The sequence below is a fragment of the Pseudomonas allii genome (genome assembly GCF_055380095.1).
Genome location: NZ_AP039450.1, coordinates 1,903,172 through 1,917,974 on the forward strand (window position 1 = coordinate 1,903,172; position 14,803 = coordinate 1,917,974).

Sequence of the window (14,803 nt, forward strand, 5' to 3'; positions counted from 1 at the left end):
GTAGTTGCCGGGCTAGCGCATTAGTGCCTATCACCTGGGGACTGTCCCATTCCTGCGATGGGCGCTGTTAGCCGAAGCGGTAGATATCCATGCCTAGCGCGCCAAGGGTGAAACCTTGGTGCGCGATGCTGAAATCACCACCGGCGCCACGTGCAAAGTATAACGGCAACAGGTGCTCATCACTGGGATGGCTGCGCACGGCATTCGGCGCCTGGCGGCGGTAGTCGTGCAGCGCCTTTTCATCGTCGGCGGCCAGCTTATCGACCACCCAGTCCCGGAAGTCTCGCGCCCAAGGCTCGATGCTCTCAGGCCCCGCACGCCAGTCCAACTCGCCCAGGTTGTGGGTGATGCTGCCCGAGCCGATCAGCAGCACGTCGTGCTCGCGCAGGCTGGCAAGGGCATGCCCGACGCGGGTCTGCAGGGCAGGCCCCATGCGACTGGGCAACGACACCTGCACCACCGGGATATCTGCCGCCGGGTACATCAGTGACAGCGGCACCCAGGTGCCATGGTCGAAGGGGCGACGGTCATCGGTGCGTGCATTCAAGCCGTCGGCCTTAAACAACTCGACAATCTCAGCGGCCAGTTGCGGGTCACCCGGTGCCGGGTACTGCACGGCAAACAGCTCGCGGGGGAAGCCGCCGAAGTCGTGCCAGGTTTCGGGCGCGGCGCTGCTGCCGACGAGGAGTTCATGGCTTTCCCAATGCGCCGATACCACCACGATTGCCTGGGGCCGTGGCAGTTCGGCCGCTAGCCGTTGCAGCGCCGGGCCGCTGGCGCCGGGTTGCAGGGCGAGCATGGGCGAACCGTGGGAGATAAACAGGCTGGGCAACATAAGGAGGGTCCTGAGCGTTAGTATGGGCCCATCTTCAACCAGGTCATTGATCTAAATCTAATATAAGTTTTAGTGCCTTTTGATCGAATTTTCAGGGTGATCTATGGAGCCTAAATTTTGGCAAGACCGCTGGGCAAGCAACCAGATCGGCTTTCACCAACCCAAGGTCAATCCGTATCTACAACGACATTGGCCGCAACTGGCCCTGGCCGAGGGCGCGCAGGTGTTGGTGCCCTTGTGTGGCAAAAGCCTGGACTTGATGTGGCTGGCCAGCCAGGGGCTGCGAGTATTGGGTGTGGAGCTGTCGGAGCAGGCGGTCGAGGCGTTTTTCGACGAACAGGGCCTTGTGCCCCGTATCGCGCAACGGGGCACCTTTGCGGTGTATCAGGCGGGCTTGATCGAGGTGTGGTGTGGCGACTTCTTCGCCCTTGATGCTGAGGCGCTGGCCGATTGCGCTGCGCTTTATGACCGCGCCGCCCTTATCGCCTTGCCGCCGCTGATGCGTGTGCGGTATGCCGAGCATCTGAACAGTCTGTTGCGTCCAGGTTGCGAGGGGCTGTTGATCACCCTCGATTACGACCAGACGCAAAAAGCCGGACCACCGTTTGCAGTAACGGATGACGAGGTGAAGGTGTTGCTGGGTGCGCACTGGGCCTTGGAGGTGCTGGAAGAACAAAACATCCTGGGCGAGAGCTGGAAGTTCGTGCAGGACGGCGTCACGCGGCTGGATGAACGGGTATATCAGTTGACCAGGCGCTGAATTTTCCATCGCTATCGGGGCAAGCCCCCTCCCACATTTTGATCTGTGAAAACCTTTAAGTTTGGGAGGGGGCTTGCCCCCGATGAGGCCTTCAGACTTGCAAAAAAAGGGGCGATCAGATCGCCCCTTTTTTGTATTGCTGTGGCCTGTCAGCCCCGACGACGCAGTGCGTCGATCCGTTCTTCCAGCGGCGGGTGGCTCATGAACAGGCGAGCCATGCCTTGCTTGATACCGCCGTTGATGCCGAAGGCGGTCAGGCTGTCCGGCATATGCACCGGCAAGCCTTGTTCGGAGCGCAGGTGTTGCAGCGCTGCGATCATTGCCCCGGTACCGGCCAGGCGTGCCCCGGCTTCGTCTGCACGGAACTCCCGTTTGCGCGAAAACCACATGGTGATCGCGCTGGCCAGGAAACCCAGCACCAGTTCGGCGAAGATGGTCGCCACGAAGTAGGCAATGCCGCGGCCGCCTTCGTTCTTGAAGATGACCTTGTCGACAAAGTTGCCGATGATCCGCGCGAAGAACATCACGAAGGTGTTCACCACACCCTGGACCAGCGCCAGGGTGACCATGTCGCCGTTGGCCACGTGACCGATCTCGTGGGCCAGCACGGCTTTCACTTCGTCGTAGGAGAAGCGTTCCAGCATGCCCTGGCTGACCGCAACGAGTGCGTCGTTCTTGTTCCAGCCGGTGGCAAAGGCGTTGGCTTCATAGGCCGGGAAGATCCCGACTTCAGGCATCTTGATGCCGGCCTCGCGCGACAACTCCTCGACGGTCTGCAGCAACCATTGCTCATGCCGGGTACGTGGCTGGGTGATGACCTGGGTGCTGGTGCTCATCTTCGCCATCCACTTGGAGATGAACAGCGAGAACAGCGAGCCGGCAAAACCAAAGACCGCACAGAAAACCAGCAGCTGATTGAGGTTCAGGTCAACCCCGTTGGCCGCCATGAACCCGTTGAAGCCGAAAAGGCTCAAGGTGATGCTGGCAATCAGCACGACCGCAAGGTTAGTGGCCAAGAACAGCAGGATGCGCATCATGGTTGTAGAGTTCTCCTCATGCTTAATATGTCGCGTACTGCGGGGTATATAAGGTGCCGCATGGGGTGATTCAACCGAGCGACTATTTCAAACTGTGTCCTACAGCCGGAATGTAGAGGCTTGAAGGGAATTTCCGATAGGAAAAAGGTGGTTTGATCGGTCCATTGTTGCCTTCAGGCCCTTTAATTATAGGGGGCAGGTGGCTTTTGCGGCGCCAGCGAGGTGGCAAGGTAGAAGAGGGGCAGAGAAGTGTTGCCAGATACTCGCCGTACGACCGATTGTCGGTCGTACGGCGCCGTTTCCTTTACTGGCGATAGGACTTTAGGAAGTTGCCGATACGACCGATGGCCATGTCCAGGTCATCCACACGCGGCAACGTGACCACGCGGAAGTGATCCGGCCACGGCCAGTTGAACGCGGTGCCTTGCACCACCAGCAGCTTTTCCGACAGCAGCAGGTCGAGCACGAACTTTTCGTCGTTGAGGATCGGGCATACCTTGGGGTCGATCCGCGGGAACGCATACAGCGCACCCATGGGTTTTACGCAGCTGACGCCCGGGATCGCATTGAGCAATTCCCACGTGCGGTTGCGCTGTTCCAGCAGGCGGCCTTGGGGCAGGACCAGGTCATTGATGCTCTGGTAGCCGCCCAGGGCGGTCTGGATGGCGTGCTGGCTTGGCACGTTGGCACACAGGCGCATGTTGGCCAGCATGTCGATGCCTTCGATATAACTCTGGGCGTTGTGCTTGGGACCGGAGATGGCGATCCAGCCGGAACGGAAACCCGCCACGCGGTAGGACTTGGACAGGCCGTTGAAGGTCAGGCACAGCAGGTCGGGCGCCAGGGAGGCAGTGCATACGTGCACGGCGTCATCGTAGAGGATCTTGTCGTAGATCTCGTCGGAGAACACCACCAGATTGTGCTGGCGTGCCAGTTCGAGCATGCCCAGCAGCACTTCCCTGGAATACACGGCGCCGGTCGGGTTGTTCGGGTTGATGATCACAAGGGCCTTGGTGTTCGGGGTGATCTTGGCCTTGATGTCGGCCAGGTCCGGGAACCAGTCGGCGCCTTCGTCACACAGGTAGTGCACCGGGTGGCCACCGGCCAGGGTCACGGCGGCGGTCCACAGCGGGTAGTCCGGCGCTGGTACCAGTACTTCGTCGCCATTGTTGAGCAGGGCCTGCATGGACATCACGATCAGTTCGGACACGCCGTTGCCCAGATAGATGTCCTCGATGCCGACACCTTCGACCTGCTTCTGCTGGTAGTACTGCATCACGGCCTTGCGCGCACTGAACAGGCCTTTGGAGTCGCTGTAGCCTTGGGCAGTGGGCAGGTTGCGGATCACGTCCTGGAGGATTTCGTCCGGCGCTTCGAAACCAAAGGGCGCCGGGTTGCCAATGTTCAGCTTGAGGATGCGATGGCCTTCCTCTTCCAGGCGTTTGGCGTGCTTGAGCACTGGGCCGCGAATGTCGTAGCAGACGTTGGCGAGCTTGTTCGATTTGCTGACCTGCATGGCGATGTGATCCTGAAAATGAACGATCCAGACGGTGTGGGCACTACCGTACTGTGAATCCTGCGAAGGCCGCACCCATAAATACGTTTGAATGCCGGTAGCGCGGGTGCCAGACTGGCGTTTTGAAGAGGCGCAATCATACGTGCCGCCTGATCCATGGAAAAGACACAGATCAGGCTTTTTCAGTTGCCGAGGTGTACCGATGGAAAAGTTGGAGAAAACGCTGGAGGAATGGCGGGAAATGCTCGACCCCGCGCAATATCAGGTGTGTCGACTGAAGGGCACTGAGCGCGCGTTCTCCGGCAAGTACAACGCCACCACCACGGATGGCGTGTACCACTGCATTTGCTGCAACGAACCGCTGTTCGATTCCAGCACCAAGTTCGATGCCGGTTGTGGCTGGCCCAGCTTCTACGAGCCGATCGCCGACAGCGCGATGATCGAGATCCGTGACGTCAGCCACGGCATGATCCGCACCGAAGTCACCTGCGCCAAATGCGATGCGCACCTGGGGCACGTGTTCCCGGACGGCCCGCCTCCGACCGGCTTGCGTTATTGCATCAACTCGGTGTGCCTGGACCTCGTCCCGCGTTGAATTGAACGGCGCGGCACCCTGTAGGAGACCGGATTACTGGCGATGGCGATCTCACGGACGCTATCGCCGGCAAGCCGGGCTCCTACAAGGTAGGGGTGATAGCGAGATATCAATTTCGCCAATTAAATTGAGTGCAATTTAATTGCATACTATCTTTTTCCTTCTTCCCCCCAATCGAGGCACTGCCATGAGCAACAACCTGCTGAGCATCCCTTGCACCACCATCAAGGGTGAGCAAAAGACCTTGGCCGATTTCGCCGGCAAGGCCATTCTCGTGGTCAACACGGCGAGCAAGTGCGGCTTCACCCCACAGTACAAAGGCCTGGAGCAACTCTGGCAGCAGTACAAGGACCAGGGTTTGGTGGTATTGGGGTTTCCTTGCAACCAGTTCGGCAAACAAGAGCCCGGTAACGAAGGCGCGATTTCCGAATTCTGCGAGCTGAATTTTGGTGTCAGCTTCCCGCTGTTCAAAAAGATCGACGTGAATGGCAGCGACGCCCACCCTTTGTTCGTACAGCTGAAAAAGCAGGCACCGGGCCTGCTGGGTTCCAAGGGGATCAAGTGGAACTTCACCAAGTTCCTCATTGGCCGTGACGGCCAGGTGGTCAAGCGTTTTGCCCCGACCACCAAGCCGCAGGACCTGACCCAAGAGATTGAAGCCCTGCTCAAATGACCGTCTCCCTGGCGCTCGACCATCAACTGTGCTTCAAGCTCTACGCAGCATCGCGGGCGGTGACCCGTGCCTACAAGCCGATGCTGGATCAGCTGGGCCTGACCTACCCGCAGTACCTGGTGATGCTGGTGCTATGGGAGTGGCATGCCGCAATGCCGGCGCACCCCACGGTCAAGGCCTTGGGCGAACGCCTGATGCTCGACTCTGGCACGCTCACGCCGCTGCTCAAACGCCTTGAGCAGCTCGGCTGGGTGAGGCGTCAACGCAGCGCCAGGGATGAGCGCGAAGTGCACCTGAGCCTGAGCGAAAGCGGTGTGCAACTGCGCGACCAGGCCTATGGCCTGAAAACCCGGCTGCTGTGCGATAGCGGCATAGACCTGAACCAGGCTGACACGTTGCGCGATGGCCTGGACCAGCTGCTCCGGCAGATCAGAGATTTGTCGCCTTCGGCACCCACAGATCCAGCAAGCCGCTGAGCTCCTCGCGGCGAAACGGCTTGGCCAGGTAGTCATTCATGCCTGCGGCCCGGCAACGCTCGCGTTCTTCCGACAGGGCGTTGGCGGTCAGCGCGACAATCGGCAGGTCCGGCCAGCGCCCGCTGCGACGAATCTGCCGGCTGGCCTCGTAGCCATCCATCACTGGCATATTGCAGTCCATCAGCACCATATCGAAGTGCTGTTCCTCAAGCAGCCTGAGTGCTTCGCCACCGTGGGCGGCCACGATCACCTCACACCCCAGTTTGCTGAGCATGCCCTTAGCCACCAGTTGGTTGACCGGGTTGTCCTCCACCAGCAGGATGCGCGCCCGGTGCATCAGGGGCGCGGCGTCCATCTGGATCGGGTCGAGGATCAGTTGCGCTTCGCTGCGCAGGTTACGTTGCAGGATCTGATACAGCGCGTTGCGGCTCAACGGGCGCGCCTGTTGCTGCAACGGCGCCAGTGCCGCGACTTCTTCGCTGGGCATGAAATTGCCATAGGCGGTCACCAGCAGGATGGGTGCGCTAATGGCGGGGCGCAGGCGGAAAAGGCATTCGGGGCAGTCGGTGATCAGCAGGTCCGGGGCTTGCCCGCTCAAGTCATCGTCTTGCGTGTAGCAGCGTGGTGTCAGCCCCCAGTGGGGCAGCAGGGTGGTGAGCAGCTCTGTCAGGCCACTGCCGGCACTGGTAATGGCGATGACGTCACCCTTGAGCGGTGTCGGTTGCACCGCAGGCAAGTGGATCGGCAATGGCAGGTCGGCGCAAAACTGGCTGCCGAAGCCCACCTCCGAGCTGATGCTCAAGCGGCCCTGCATGGCTTCACACAGGTTGTGCGTCAACGCCAGGCCCAGGCCGGTGCCGCCAAACTGACGGGTGATGCCGGCACCGGCCTGGGTAAAGGGTTGGAAGATTTTTACCTGGGCTTCCTGCGCAATGCCGATGCCGGTATCACACACCTCGATACGTACCCGGCCCTCCTGCGCGCTGAGGCGAACATCCACACGGCCGAAGCGGGTGAATTTCAAGGCGTTGGACAGCAGGTTACTGACGATTTGCCGCACGCGGGTCGGGTCACCCAAGACCTGGGCGGGAAACTGCGGGTCGATCAGGCAGGTCAGTTCGACGCTCGGCGCCGCGTTCTGCGACAGCAAGTTGGCGGTGTCTTCCACCAGTGAGCCCAAATCGAACGGGATGCGCTCCAGCTCCAACTGACCAGCGTCGAACTTGGACAGGTCGAGGATATCGTTGAGCAGCTCCACCAGCACCTTGCCCGAATCATGGGCGATGGACAGTTGCTGGCGTTGCTCGGCATTGAGTGGGCTGTCCAGCGACAGCGCGATCATCCCCAGCAGGCCATTGAGCGGGGTGCGAATCTCGTGGCTCATGTTGGCCAGGAAGGCCGCCCGCGCCTGAGCCATGCCCAGTGCGTGCATCTTTGCGGCTTCCAGTTCGTCGTTGGACTGGCTCAGCCGCTGGTTGCTGGCCTTGAGCTCCAGGGTGCGGGCGGAGACGATGTCTTCCAGTTGCCCCAGGTACTCGGTCAGCCGATCTTCAGCGTGACGGCGTTGCTGGATCTCCGTCTCCATGTTCTCGAACTGCTGGTTAGCAACGTTCACCAGCACGCCGATCTCGTCGTGCTCGTGGCCCGGCGGGCAGTCCAGGCGGGCCTGCCGGCGATTGCTCAGCTCGCGGATGATACGCACCAACGGCTGGGTCAACATCACGTAGAACAAGCCCAGCAAGATGCCGGTCAGCAACAGGCTGCGGGCGAAGCCGTTGAGTAGCGTGATCTCGGCACGGCGCAGAAAGCGGCTGCCAAAGGCGTAGGTGTCCACATCCAGGCGCAGCACGCCAAGGGATTCGTTGGGCATGTGACTGAGGAACAGCCGGTCCTCAAACTGACGGTTGGCACCGAACAGGAAGTCGCTGATTGGACGGTAGGTGCTTTCTTTACGCGGGCGGTCGACATCGGCCAGCACCACGCCGTTGTTGTCGATCAACTGGGCGTGAACGATGGCGGGGGAGTGCAACAGGCCCAGGGTCAGTTCCTGGGCCAGTTCGGCGTCGATGTTGTAGGCGATGCGTGACGCGGGGTTGTGGCTGATTTCAATCAGCGAGCGAATTTCACGGTTGATGGATGCGTCTTCGCTGGCATAATCAATACCGATTTGGATCAGGCTGAGCAAGGTTCCCAAGACGAAACCGACCAGCACAGTCAATCTGGCTTGTTTATAAGACAAGCGGTGGGCGAACTTGATATCCATCGAGTGTTGAACCACTTCACGTTTCCCTTCGCCCGGCAAGCATAGCTGAACATCCACAAGCTCTGGCTTGCCCGGCATGAATCGTTTTTACGGAGCCTCGTGCGGTCTGCCGCAGGGTTGCCAATACGCCATCTTTTGCAAGAACTTGCCAGAGGAATAATCGTGGACTCTCGATTGAATGCCTTTCTTGAACGGGCTGAAACCGTGCTCGCCCGCTTGGAGCCGTTGTTGCCCGCGCCGCGCCAAGCCATCGATTGGAACCAGTGCCTGGCTGCGCGCTGGCAGCGTGAAGGTCGCAGTGGTTATCTGCTGCCGTTGGATGTGAGCCTGGACATGCGCCTGTCCGACCTGATTGGCGTGGACAAGCAACGTGAAACACTGGCGCGCAATACCCAGCAATTCATCGATGGCCTGCCCGCCAACCATGCACTGCTGTGGGGGTCACGTGGCACCGGTAAATCGTCCATGGTGCGCGCGTTGCTGGCCCAGCATGCCAAGGCGGGCCTGCGCCTGATTGAAATCGAGCGCGACCATCTCGCTGATCTGCCGCGTGTGGTCGAGCAACTGCTCAAGTTGCCGCAGCGCTTTATCCTGTTCTGCGATGACCTGTCGTTCGAGGCCGGCGAAGGCGATTACCGCGTGCTGAAAAGCGTGCTGGACGGCTCCCTCGAACAGGCTCCGGAAAACGTGCTGCTGTACGCGACCTCCAACCGCCGTCATCTGGTCCCGGAGAACCAGAGCGACAATGACAACTGGAAACGCGTGGATGGCGAGCTGCACCCCAGCGAAGCGGTGGAAGACAAGATTGCCTTGTCCGACCGTTTTGGCCTGTGGCTGTCGTTCTATCCGTTTACCCAGGAGCATTTCCTGGATGTGGTGGAGCACTGGATCGGCGAGCTGGCGAGCAAGGCCGGTTTGCAATGGCAGCGCGATGAAGCCCTCGACATCCTCGCCGTACGCTGGGCGACCGGTCGCGGCAACCGCAACGGCCGTTGCGCGTACCAATTTGCCCGTTACTGGGTAGGCCTTAAATTGTTGGAGCTTCAACCATGATCGATCTACACAGCGCAGGCACCGGCCTGGATGGCTATGCGATGCTCTGCGCGCAACTGGAGTCGCTGCTGGCCGATGAGCGCGACTTCATCGCCAACAGTGCGCAGTTCTCCGCGTTCCTGTTCAATCAACTGGACGACTTGAACTGGGCCGGCTTCTATCTGAACCGTAACGAAGAGCTGGTGCTCGGACCGTTCCAGGGCCAGATCGCCTGTGTGCGCATTCCCTTTGGGCGCGGGGTCTGCGGGGCGGCTGCCGCGACGCGGCAGACCCAGCGGGTGGAGGATGTGCATGCGTTCCCCGGGCACATTGCCTGCGACAGCGCATCGAACAGTGAGCTGGTGGTGCCTTTGGTCAAGGACGGCAAGCTGGTTGGCGTTCTTGACCTCGACAGCCCGTCGCTCGCACGCTTTACGCTCCAGGACCAGGCGGGCATTGAACAGCTGGCGGCGATTTTCCTGCGTCTGACCGACTGCTGATCACGCAAGGGGCAGCAATGCCCCTTACTGACCCTCCGGGCTGTGGAGCTGCACTTGCAGCAACCGCTCCAGTTCCAGCATGAACTTTTCCAGCGTTTTCGCACCCGCCTCAATTAACGCCCAGTCATCGCCACGGGCGCACGCCTGTTCGAGGGTTTCGCACTGCCCGGCCAATGAGGCCGCCTGAACAATACGGGCGGCACCCTTGATCTTGTGGGCCTGCTCAATGATTTCCTGAAGCGGGGCGTGTGCGGTTATCAGCGCGGTCAGTGCCTGGCGATCATTCCGGCTGCTGCTCAACAGCTCCTCCAGCAGTCGCCCATTCAACTGTGGATCGCCGCCGGTCAACGCCTCGAAGTTGCCAAGGTCCAGGTGCAAGTCCACTGTTTGAGGGGCGATCTGCGCCAGTTGCCGCTCCAGGGTCGTGAGGCTGATGGGTTTGAACAGGCAATCGTTCATGCCGGCCTGGGCACAGCGTTGTTTCTCTTCAGGCTGTGCATTGGCGGTAAACCCAAGCACCACGCACGGTGCCAGTTGCTCGCGCTGTTCGTATTCGCGGATCGAACGACTCAACTCGTAGCCATTCATGATGGGCATGTTGCAGTCGGCGATGACCAGGTCGAAGCGTTCCTGGCGCCATGCCTGGAAACCGGCTGCGCCATTCTGGGCTGCGGTGAACTGGTGGCCCAGGTAGCCCAGTTGCTGGCACATCAGCAGGCGGTTGGCGGGATGGTCGTCCACCACCAACACATTGAGTACCGGCGTGGTTGCGGGCTTCTCGGGTTTCTGTTCATCGGCTGCCTGTTCCGGCTGCAGTCGCGGCATTCGCAGGTTGACATGCACCTGGGTGCCCACCATGGGCACACTGCTCAGGCTCAGCTCTCCACCCATCATTGCGCACAGGCTGCGGCAGATTACCAGCCCCAGGCCCGCGCCGCTCCTGGCGAGCTGCCCGGAATTGTCGGCTTGGGCAAAGGGTTCGAACAGGCGTTTCTGGTCATCGCGGCTGATACCTATCCCGGTATCCTCCACCACCAGCTTCATCTCGACCTGTTGCGCCCGTTCGGTGGGCAATACGTCGACGCGGATTTTTACCTGGCCACGTTCGGTGAACTTGATGGCATTGCTGATCAGGTTCGACAGCACCTGCTTGAAGCGCAGCGGGTCGATCAGGACTTCGGTGTCGTCCTGTTCGGGTTTGAACTCAAGGGACAGGCTGAGGGTTTTCTGGCGCGCCAGGCCGTCGAAGACACGCACCACCGACTCGATCACCTCGCGCAGGTTGACCCGTTCTGGCGCCAGGCTCAGGCGGCCGGATTCGATACGTGCGATGTCCAGGATATCGCCGATCAGCTCCAGCAGGTCCTTGGCCGAGTTGTACGCGACTTCGATGGCCGGGCGATCCAGGTGGCCATGGTCGGCGCGTTTGAGGGTCAGCTCCAGCATGCCGATCACCGCGTTCATCGGCGTGCGTATTTCATGGCTCATGGTCGCGAGGAACGTGCTCTTGGCCCGATTGGCTTCGTCGGCGCGCTCTTTGGCCGCGCGGATCTCATCGAACAATTGGCGGCGCTCGCTGATGTCAATCCAGCCACCGATGATCCCCTGCACCTCCCCGGTAGAGTCGCGGTAGGGCAGAATCCAGTGATAGATCGTCAGTTTCTTCCCGCGAATATGCAGGGTGCGGTCCAGGATCAGCGGGTTGCCTTCGGCCATTACCCGCTGGTAGTCGGCATGGTACTGCTCCGCGTCCGTCTCCAGGGCTTTGCTCATTTGCAGGGCACTTTTGCCGATCACGTCCTCACGCTTGACGTCGAACACTTGCAGGTAGCTGTCGTTGCATGTCTGCAGCAGGCCTTTGCGATCACGCACATAGATGGGGTGCGGGGTTTCGTTGACCAGGGCGCGCATGAATTCGAACTGATCGTTGAGGGCCCGCTCGGCCATCTTGCGGTGCTTGATCTGACGGCGCATGTAGGCGTTCCAGGCCAGGGAGATCAGCAGTAACAGCCCGGTGCCGATGATGATGCGGGCTATCAGTTGGTGGTAGTCGCGCCAGTAGCTGTCGGAGGCGGCGGTGTAGCCCCGCCAGCGGCTGTTGATCACCCCCAGTTCATCCGGGGCGATGCTCAACAAGGCCTTGTCGAGGATCGAGCTGAGTTCGGTGGCACTGCGCGATGTGGCCAGGGCAAACATGGCCGGGAAGGTGCCGATGCTCGTACTCATCTGCAGCTTGTCCTGGAACACCTGGGACGACAGGAAGTAGTTGGCGACCACCAGGGAGTTCACCGCGCCTTCCACGTGTCCCTGGGCCAACAGTTCCGAAGCCTTGAAGGTGTCGCTGGCTTTGACCAGTTGGACCTGGGGAAAGTCGCGACGAAGGATAGCCTCCAGAGGGTTGCCCGGCGTGATTGCCAGGCGTTTGCCGGCCATCTGCTCCAGGTTCGAGGGTGCATTGGGTTCTTTGCGTGTCAGCAGGACATAGGAGTTTTCCAGGTAGGGCCGGCTGAAGTTCAGTTGCGCCTCCCGCTCGGCGCTGGGCACGATGGCCCCGATGATGTCGGCCTTGCCGGTGTCCACCTGCTCGATCATTGCGTTGACGTCGCGTTCGCGCTGGATCTCGAAGCGCAGCCCGGTGCGCAGGCGGACCAACTCCAGCAGGTCGGCGGTGATGCCGCGAAAGTTGCCATCGGCATCAAAAAAGGTCAGGGGTGCGAAGGTTTCATTCACGACCACCTTGACTACCGGATGGTCTTTCAACCAGCGCTCTTCACGTTGGGTCAGTTGCAGCTTCTGGTCGGACAGCAAGATGTCGCTGCCGGCGCTCCAGCGCTTGGCGATCATTTCCCGTTCGTTCATGGGCACGGTGGTCAGAACCGCGTCAACAATACTCAAGAGGGTGCGCTGATGTTGGGGCATGGCAAAGCTGAACCCGTAGGCTTCGTGTTTACCGAAGTTGGCCATGCGGATGTTCTTCAGGTAGCCCTTGTTGATCATGTAATGGGTGGAAATGGTATCGCCGAGGAACACGTCAGCCTGGTCGAACGCCACCGCATTCAGGGCATTTTGATAAGAGGGGTAGGCACGGATGATTGCCTGGGGGTACAGCTTTTCCACTTCGTCCAGGGGCAGGTAGTGGTAGACCAGGGCCAGGCGCATGCCGGCCAGGCCATCGTTCAGGCTGCGGGTTTCACCTTCGCGGGTGACCAGCACCGGTTGGTCGACGGCATAGGGTTCGGACAGCGTGAGGTTCGGGTTCGCCGCCTCGAAGCCGTTGGAAGAGCCCAGTAGATCGATATCCCCGGTTTCAAGCGCGCGGATGGCCGCTTCACGGGAAGGGTAGCGCAGTACTTTCACTGGCAAGGCCAGCGCCTTGGCCAACAGGCCGGCGTAATCAGCGGTAAGTCCTTCGTAGTCGCGACCGCTGGACGTGAGGTCGAACGGAGGATAGTCAGGGGCCGCAGTGCCCAACACCAGTTCGCGCTTGTTTTGCAGCCATTGGCGCTGGGTCTTGTTAAGGTTTGTTTCCAGTTGAACGGCGCCTGCACGGCTCAACAAGGTGAAATGTTCCGGGCCCGTTTGATGGTTCGCGAGCACGGCGGTGCTGAAGCACAAACCGGCACTCAATATAATCAGATAGTCCTTTATACGCCTGGGCATCCGCTTTCTCACACTAGCGCGTTTCGTTTTGCCATCTCGATAAGTTCTACCAAGGATTTGGCTTGAAGTTTTTGCATCAGCCTCTTTTTGTAAGTGCTTACTGTTTTGTTGCTCAGAAACATACCTTTCGCAATTTCCTTATTGGTGCGGCCTTGTGCAAAAAGTTGCAAAACCATAAGTTCGCGGTCGTTGACGTTCTTGAACAGTTCAAGTTCCTGGGATTCGACGCCGTCCGTACCGCTGCTGTTCAGCGCCTGGCTGGGGAAGTAGTTGTAGCCGGACAACACCGCACGGATGGCGCTCAGCAATTCGCTCAGGTCGCCTTCCTTGCATACGTAGCCGTCGGCGCCCGAGCGCATGCAGCGTGTGGCGAACAAGGTGGGGGACTGGGCCGTCAGAATCAGGGTTTTCATCTGCGTGTTCATGGCGTTGAACCGGCAGAGCACCTCGAGCCCGTCGAGCTTGGGGATGCTGATATCGAGGATGATGAGGTCAGGCAAGCATTCGCGGACCATTTGTATGGCATCGCATCCGTTGTCCGTTTCTCCCACCACTTTGTAACCTTCGTGTTCCAACAACATTCGGATGGCAAGCCGTATAACCGGGTGGTCATCGATAATAAAAACTGAGTTCATGATCACATTCCGTGCAAGTGCAAATAAAGCGGGCACATTAGCTCAGAAGGGGAGCCGGGAGCATGAGCTCAGGGGTGAGTAGATATAAAACAGGAAAATTCCTACATTAAAAAAGGTAAAGACCTACCTGTTGCTCAGGCTGTGCGAAGTGATATGCCAGTACTTGTGAGATGAATGAATTAAATGTTGCCGCTATGGAATTAGCTGGCTCGGTACACAGCTTTTTCTTCTGGGCCTGACGTTTAAAATCCTACATGTGTGACCTGAGTAAGGGGCAGATCAAACGCGCCAGCTCATCTCTGTTGAGCGGCTTTGACAAATAGCCAAGCAATGGCAGGCCACGGTCCACCGCTTGGGCTATCAGGGCGGCGAGTTCTGTCGCGGGCAGCCCGCTCAGGAGGATGGCAGTTGTGGTAAAGCGTCGGCGACTGGCGATTTCAATCAGCTCGAGTCCCGGCAGGTCGGGCAGGCATTGATCGCACAGGATGATGTCGAAGGGCATCTCGGCCCGCGACATCAAACAGATAGCCTGTTCGGCGTTCTCGGCCGGGGTCACCCGTGCGAAGCCGAAGCTTCTGAGCAGGCACTGGGTGGCGAGGAGTTGAAAGGGATGATCCTCCACCAGCAGGATACGAAGCGGATAACTGGGCATTGGGGGGCACACGGTGAGTCAAGCGTCGATGGAGGGCGCGTAGGAACAGTTCGCCTGGGTCGCCCGGAGCGTGCGTGATTATTCATCGGGTGCTTGTGCGAATTCGATCAGGCCGCTCTGTTCCCTTCGTAGGTCGATTCCTTTCGGGCAACAGGCGGCTTGAACGTGC

General features: G+C 59.8%; 13 protein-coding genes. 6 read left to right on the top strand and 7 right to left on the bottom strand.

The window, feature by feature from the left end; genetic code table 11:
• Nucleotides 1-67: 67 nt before the first annotated feature.
• Nucleotides 68-835, bottom strand: coding sequence for a DODA-type extradiol aromatic ring-opening family dioxygenase (locus tag ACZ445_RS08645; protein WP_058427956.1), 768 nt, complete (start codon nucleotides 833-835; stop codon nucleotides 68-70).
• Nucleotides 836-938: 103 nt separating this feature from the next.
• Here ACZ445_RS08645 and ACZ445_RS08650 point away from each other — a divergent pair, with 103 nt between their 5' ends.
• Nucleotides 939-1,595: a thiopurine S-methyltransferase gene (locus ACZ445_RS08650; protein ID WP_464705042.1), complete on the top strand. Its 657-nt coding sequence runs from the start codon at nucleotides 939-941 to the stop codon at nucleotides 1,593-1,595.
• 149 nt (nucleotides 1,596-1,744) lie between these two features.
• Here the strand turns inward: ACZ445_RS08650 and htpX are convergent, their stop codons facing one another.
• Nucleotides 1,745-2,632, bottom strand: coding sequence for a protease HtpX (htpX, locus tag ACZ445_RS08655; protein WP_058427954.1), 888 nt, complete (start codon nucleotides 2,630-2,632; stop codon nucleotides 1,745-1,747).
• A gap of 304 nt (nucleotides 2,633-2,936) precedes the next feature.
• Nucleotides 2,937-4,148: a pyridoxal phosphate-dependent aminotransferase gene (locus ACZ445_RS08660; protein ID WP_025857865.1), complete on the bottom strand. Its 1,212-nt coding sequence runs from the start codon at nucleotides 4,146-4,148 to the stop codon at nucleotides 2,937-2,939.
• Nucleotides 4,149-4,350: 202 nt separating this feature from the next.
• On the opposite strand from ACZ445_RS08660, the gene msrB reads away from it, so the two are divergent.
• From msrB to ACZ445_RS08675, 3 genes are all read left to right on the top strand, one after another.
• Nucleotides 4,351-4,743 carry a peptide-methionine (R)-S-oxide reductase MsrB gene (msrB, locus tag ACZ445_RS08665; protein WP_464708212.1) on the top strand — a complete coding sequence of 131 codons (393 nt, stop codon included), beginning with the start codon at nucleotides 4,351-4,353 and terminating at the stop codon, nucleotides 4,741-4,743.
• Nucleotides 4,744-4,930: 187 nt separating this feature from the next.
• A complete protein-coding gene (locus ACZ445_RS08670; protein WP_058427952.1) occupies nucleotides 4,931-5,416 on the top strand; it encodes a glutathione peroxidase in 486 nt (161 codons plus the stop codon).
• Nucleotides 5,413-5,892, top strand: coding sequence for a MarR family winged helix-turn-helix transcriptional regulator (locus ACZ445_RS08675; RefSeq protein ID WP_464708213.1), 480 nt, complete (start codon nucleotides 5,413-5,415; stop codon nucleotides 5,890-5,892). The genes ACZ445_RS08670 and ACZ445_RS08675 overlap by 4 nt, the downstream gene beginning before the upstream one ends.
• Here the strand turns inward: ACZ445_RS08675 and ACZ445_RS08680 are convergent.
• Nucleotides 5,846-8,155: a hybrid sensor histidine kinase/response regulator gene (locus ACZ445_RS08680; protein ID WP_058427950.1), complete on the bottom strand. Its 2,310-nt coding sequence runs from the start codon at nucleotides 8,153-8,155 to the stop codon at nucleotides 5,846-5,848. The genes ACZ445_RS08675 and ACZ445_RS08680 overlap by 47 nt on opposite strands.
• 162 nt (nucleotides 8,156-8,317) lie before the next feature.
• Between ACZ445_RS08680 and ACZ445_RS08685 the strand changes: the two genes are divergently transcribed.
• Both ACZ445_RS08685 and ACZ445_RS08690 read left to right on the top strand, forming a co-directional pair.
• Nucleotides 8,318-9,208 carry an ATP-binding protein gene (locus ACZ445_RS08685; RefSeq protein ID WP_058427949.1) on the top strand — a complete coding sequence of 297 codons (891 nt, stop codon included), beginning with the start codon at nucleotides 8,318-8,320 and terminating at the stop codon, nucleotides 9,206-9,208.
• Entirely contained in the window at nucleotides 9,205-9,687 is a 483-nt protein-coding gene (locus ACZ445_RS08690) for a GAF domain-containing protein (RefSeq protein ID WP_058427948.1), read from the top strand. Before ACZ445_RS08685 ends, ACZ445_RS08690 begins: the two co-directional genes overlap by 4 nt.
• Nucleotides 9,688-9,711: 24 nt before the next feature.
• On the opposite strand, the gene ACZ445_RS08695 is transcribed toward ACZ445_RS08690, so the two are convergent.
• The 3 genes from ACZ445_RS08695 to ACZ445_RS08705 all read right to left on the bottom strand — a co-directional run bounded on the left by ACZ445_RS08695 (nucleotide 9,712) and on the right by ACZ445_RS08705 (nucleotide 14,634).
• Nucleotides 9,712-13,347, bottom strand: coding sequence for a transporter substrate-binding domain-containing protein (locus tag ACZ445_RS08695; protein ID WP_058427947.1), 3,636 nt, complete (start codon nucleotides 13,345-13,347; stop codon nucleotides 9,712-9,714).
• 8 nt (nucleotides 13,348-13,355) lie between these two features.
• Nucleotides 13,356-13,982, bottom strand: coding sequence for a response regulator transcription factor (locus tag ACZ445_RS08700; protein ID WP_058427946.1), 627 nt, complete (start codon nucleotides 13,980-13,982; stop codon nucleotides 13,356-13,358).
• A gap of 250 nt (nucleotides 13,983-14,232) precedes the next feature.
• Nucleotides 14,233-14,634 carry a response regulator gene (locus tag ACZ445_RS08705; protein ID WP_058427945.1) on the bottom strand — a complete coding sequence of 134 codons (402 nt, stop codon included), beginning with the start codon at nucleotides 14,632-14,634 and terminating at the stop codon, nucleotides 14,233-14,235.
• Nucleotides 14,635-14,803: the final 169 nt, after the last annotated feature.